Source organism: Agreia sp. (genome assembly GCF_964263775.1).
Lineage (GTDB): Bacteria > Actinomycetota > Actinomycetes > Actinomycetales > Microbacteriaceae > Agreia.
The window spans coordinates 1-4608 of sequence record NZ_CAXVWM010000131.1; the positions used below are offsets into that span (position 1 = coordinate 1).

The following is a 4608-nucleotide window of genomic DNA, read 5'->3' on the forward strand; positions in this document are numbered from 1 at the left end:
GAGTTGCGCGAAAACGCGCGCCGAGAAATGGCCGGGCGGCTGCACGATGGGGGTCGTTCCACCGACGATGGAGCGCACGAGCACCTGAACTCCCGCGATGTAGTTCGCGGGCAGCGACAGCAGCCACTGCCCGCTGCCGCCGAGCTCGCTCTCGACCGAGGCGGCGCTGGCGAGAAGCGCGCCGGTCGACAGGGCGACCCGCTTGGGCGAGCCGGATGAGCCCGAGGTCTCGATGACGAGGGCGATGTTCTGGGCGACACGGTCGGGGAGCGGCTCGTCTCTCACCGTGGGCGACTCGCCGGGGGCGAGCGCGGCGTGCCTCGGCTGGGGGCGCGCATCCGCTGAGCGCTGCTCGTCGATTCGGGGCAGGATGGCCGCGCCGCCCTGCGACAGTGCTTCGCGCAGGCGCGGAAGCACCGCCGAGGCGTCGTTGGCAACCACGATGTCGAGCGGGCGTGTCATCCGTTCACCCTACGGGAGCCCGTGTTTCAGGTGGGTAACGTCTCTGCCGAGGCCGAACTCAGCCCTCTTCGACGACGATCTGCACGTCGATGTTGCCGCGGGTCGCGTTGGAGTACGGGCAGACCTGGTGCGCGGCGTCGGCGAGCTCCTGGGCGAGCGCGTGGTCGACTCCGGGAAGGACGACCTCGAGCAGCACGGCGAGCTGGAAGCCGCCGTCGCCATTCGGTCCGATGTGAACCCGGCCGCCGACGCTCGAGTCGTCTATCTTCACCTTCTTGGCGCGGGCGACACTGTGCAGAGCGGAGTGGAAGCAGGCTGCGTAGCCGGCCGCGAACAGGTCTTCGGGGTTGGCGCCGTTACCCGAGCCGCCCATCTCCTTGGGCACGGCGAGGTCGAGGTCGACCTTGCCGTCGGTGGTGCGAACATGGCCGTTGCGGCCTTCGCCGGTCGAGAGTGCTTCTGCGGTGTAGAGGATCTCCACGGTGCTTCCTTTCATTGACCGGCGTCAGATGCGCCGGTGGCTTGTTTCGCGGCGAGCGCGGTCGGGTCGGACGCGCGTGTGTCGTCGGCGAGCTGGTGCAGCATCTGTCGCAGTCGCGTCGCCGTGCCGAGGTCGAGTTTCATTGCGCCGGCGACGCAGGCCGGAACGGCTTCGAGCTCCTCGCGCATCCGTTCGCCCTGGGCCGTGAGCGCGATCGTCACCACTCGAGCGTCGTCGGATGCGCGCCGGCGCTCGATGAAGCCGGCCTGCTCCATGCGCTTGGTGAGGGGCGACAGCGTGCCGGAGTCGAGCTCGAGGCGACGACCGAGATCGCCGAGCGGCAGCGGACCTTCATTCCAGAGCACGACGAACACGAGGTATTGCGGATAGGTGAGCCCCCACGGGGCGAGTGCTGAGCGGTAGATCTGCGTGATGGCATGCGTGGCGTCGTAGAGCGCGAAGCAGACGAGATCGTCGAGTACGGACTGCTGCGGCGCTGCAGCGTTCGTCGCGGTAGTCATGAGATAAGCATTGCGCACAATTCAATTGTGCGCAACTAATGACCACGTGCCTCGGCGATCTCCTTGACGTGACTAATTCAGGAGGAGAGGGTGTCCGACGCCGTATTGGCGTCGGCGGCGCGCTCCTCCTGAATGAGTAACGCCATCACGACGGCAGCGTATCGAGATAGTCAGTAGTGGTACGGAAACGGCGACCAGTCGGGCTCGCGCTTCTCGAGGAACGAGTCGCGGCCCTCGACCGCCTCGTCGGTTCCGTAGGCGAGTCGCGTGGCCTCGCCGGCGAAAACCTGCTGGCCCATGAGTCCGTCGTCGACCGCGTTGAAGGCGAACTTGAGCATGCGGATGGCCGTGGGCGACTTGGTCAGAATGGTGCGCGCCCAGCGGAGGGCCTCGCGCTCGAGCTCGGAGTGCGGCACCACGGCGTTCACCGCGCCCATCTCGTAGGCCCGCTGGGCCGAGTACTCCCGAGCGAGAAAGAACACCTCGCGCGCGAACTTCTGCCCGATCTGGCGGGCGAAGTACGCGCTGCCGTAACCCGCGTCGAACGAGCCGACGTCGGCATCCGTCTGCTTGAACCTGCCATGCTCTTCGCTGGCTATCGACAGGTCGCAGACGACGTGCAGCGAGTGCCCGCCGCCCGCGGCCCAACCGGGGACGACCGCGATGACCACCTTCGGCATCGTGCGAATGAGCCGCTGCACCTCCAGGATGTGCAGCCGCCCCGTCGCGGCACCCGACAGCGGCCCGTCGGCAACCGTGCCGTCGGCGGCAGCGTCGACTTCATACTGGTAGCCGTCGCGGCCGCGGATGCGCTGGTCGCCGCCCGAGCAGAAGGCCCAGCCGCCGTCTTTCGGGCTCGGGCCGTTGCCGGTGAGCAGCACCACTCCGATGCGCGGATTCTGCCTCGCGTCGTCGAGGGCGCGATAGAGCTCGTCGACCGTGTGCGGGCGGAACGCGTTGCGCACCTCGGGCCGGTTGAACGCGATGCGGGCCACCCGCCCGTCAGTGGAGTGGTGGTAGGTGATGTCGGTCAGGGCGCTTGCCCCGGGCGCGACTGCCCACTCGGATGCGTCGAAGATCTCGGAGACGAACGGGGTTTCAGCCATGCGGCCAGTCTGCCAGCGATGGCCATGCTCAGGGGTCAGGGCGCGGGCGGCTCGCGGGCGTCATAACGGCGTGACCGTCAGCCACGTCGTCCATGCGGGCGTCGTCGTCACGCATGCGTTCAGTGTGCCGGCCCGCGTCGCCTACCCTCAGTAGTGCGCACTCCCGCCCGTGCGCCAGAAGGAGCTCCCCCGTGACGATCGTCGCTTCCGCAGACGGCTCAGCCCTCGGCAATCCCGGCCCGGCAGGCTGGGCCTGGTACGTCGACGACGAGCGCTGGGCTGCGGGCGGGTGGTCGCGCGCGACGAACAACATCGGCGAGCTCACCGCGGTTCTCGAGCTGCTGCGCGCGACCGAGGGCGAGAACGAGCCGCTGCACATCATCTGCGACAGCCAATACGCGATCAAGGCGTGCACCGAATGGATGGCGGGCTGGAAGCGCAAGGGCTGGCGCAAGGCCGACGGCAAGCCGGTGCTGAACGTCGAGATCATCAAGCAGCTCGACGAGGCGCTCGACGGCCGCGTCGTCACTTTCGAATGGGTCAAGGGCCATGCGAACCATCCCATGAACGAGGCGGCGGATGCGCGCGCCCGGGCGGCATCCACGGCGTACCAACATCGGTCGGCCGTGCCGAGCGGCCCCGGATGGCCAGGCGCCGCGGCATCCACCCCGGTCGAGCCGGTGCTGGCCGAAACCGTGCTGGCAGAAACTGTGCTGGCCGAAGACGCGGCGCCACCCGCCCTCTTCTGACCTCTTCTGACCTCTTCGCGGATGAGGAAGAACTCGCGACACGCCGGCTCTGCACACGCCGACACTCCGGCGCGTGCAGAAATCTCCTCATCCGCGAAGAGGGCAGCGACAGAATGAGGGGATGGTTTCCTCCGCGCTTCCCCCACTTGCCGAGCTGCTCGCCGCGGCGAACGTCGTCTCGCTTCCGCTGACCACGCGGTTTCGCCGAATCGACACCCGCGAGGCGATGGTCTTTCGGGGGCCGCAGGGATCGACGGAGTTCTCTCCCTTCATCGAGTACGACGACGACGAGGCGGCCACCTGGCTGGCGGCGGCCATCGACTTCGGCTGGCGCGCGCAGCCGACGCCGCTCCGCGACCGCATCCGGGTGAACGCCACGGTTCCCGCGGTGGATGCGTCCCGGGTCGCCGAGGTGCTGGCCATGTACGACGGCTGCCGCACCGCGAAGGTGAAGGTCGCGGAGGCCGGCCAGGTGCTTGCCGACGACGTCGCCCGCGTGCGCGCTGTGCGCGGGGCACTCGGCCCGGAGGGGCGCATCCGTGTCGACGCGAACGGAGGCTGGAACGTCGACGAGGCCGAGCGTGCCATCCACGCCCTCGCCGAGTTCGACCTCGAGTATGTGGAGCAGCCGTGCGCGTCGATCGCCGAGCTCTCGGAGTTGCGCGAGCGCCTGCACGACTGGGACATCCCGATCGCGGCCGACGAGAGCGTGCGCCGGGCATCCGACCCGCTCGAGGTTGCTCGGGAGGGTGCGGCCGACCTGCTCGTGATCAAGGCGCAGCCGCTCGGCGGCATCCACTCGGCGCTCGGTATCGTGCGCGAGGCCGGGCTTCCCGTGGTCGTGTCGAGCGCACTCGACACGTCGGTCGGCCTGTCGATGGGGGCCTGGCTGGCCGCGAGCATCCCGAACCTCGACTACGACTGCGGGCTCGGCACCGCCTCGCTGTTGGCCGCGGATGTCACGGCGCGGCCCGTGCGCGCGGCCGGCGGCTTCATCGAAGTCGAGCGCGTCGAACTCGACGCCGGCCTCCTGGCGCAGCACGCCGCATCCGCCGATCGCGACGCGTGGTGGCGAGCCCGCCTCGCGCGATGCTACGAACTCTTGGTGACCGTGCTCTAACTCGGGAAGAACGCGCCTGTGGCGCACGAAAGCGCCGGTTCAGGCCCGTTTTTCCTGCATACGAGCAGGAGGGCGGCGGTTACAGGCCCGAGTACGCGTGCAGTCCCTTGAAGAAGATGTTCACGACGCCGAAGTTGAACAGCACGGCGGCGAAGCCGATCAGGGCCAG

The 4608-nt window shown here is 68.8% G+C and carries 6 protein-coding genes; 2 read left to right on the top strand and 4 right to left on the bottom strand.

Annotated features, from left to right (window positions below; genetic code table 11):
• From ACE5CZ_RS10140 to ACE5CZ_RS10155, 4 genes are all read right to left on the bottom strand, one after another.
• Positions 1-462: AMP-binding protein (locus tag ACE5CZ_RS10140; protein WP_374947207.1), on the bottom strand; the 462-nt coding region annotated here is incomplete at its 3' end.
• Positions 463-520: 58 nt separating this feature from the next.
• On the bottom strand, positions 521-943 hold the full coding sequence (locus tag ACE5CZ_RS10145) for an organic hydroperoxide resistance protein (protein ID WP_374947208.1): 423 nt from the start codon (positions 941-943) through the stop codon (positions 521-523).
• Positions 944-954: 11 nt separating this feature from the next.
• The gene (locus tag ACE5CZ_RS10150; protein WP_374947209.1) at positions 955-1464 is read right to left on the bottom strand and encodes a MarR family winged helix-turn-helix transcriptional regulator; all 510 of its coding nucleotides are present in this window, start codon (positions 1462-1464) and stop codon (positions 955-957) included.
• Between the two features lie 170 nt (positions 1465-1634).
• Complete coding sequence (locus ACE5CZ_RS10155) at positions 1635-2570, bottom strand: 1,4-dihydroxy-2-naphthoyl-CoA synthase (protein WP_374947210.1); 936 nt, start codon at positions 2568-2570, stop codon at positions 1635-1637.
• A gap of 191 nt (positions 2571-2761) precedes the next feature.
• Between ACE5CZ_RS10155 and ACE5CZ_RS10160 the strand changes: the two genes are divergently transcribed.
• Both ACE5CZ_RS10160 and ACE5CZ_RS10165 read left to right on the top strand, forming a co-directional pair.
• Entirely contained in the window at positions 2762-3319 is a 558-nt protein-coding gene (locus tag ACE5CZ_RS10160; RefSeq protein WP_374947211.1) for a ribonuclease H, read from the top strand.
• A gap of 121 nt (positions 3320-3440) precedes the next feature.
• On the top strand, positions 3441-4439 hold the full coding sequence (locus ACE5CZ_RS10165) for an o-succinylbenzoate synthase (protein ID WP_374947212.1): 999 nt from the start codon (positions 3441-3443) through the stop codon (positions 4437-4439).
• The last annotated feature ends 169 nt before the right edge of the window (positions 4440-4608 follow it).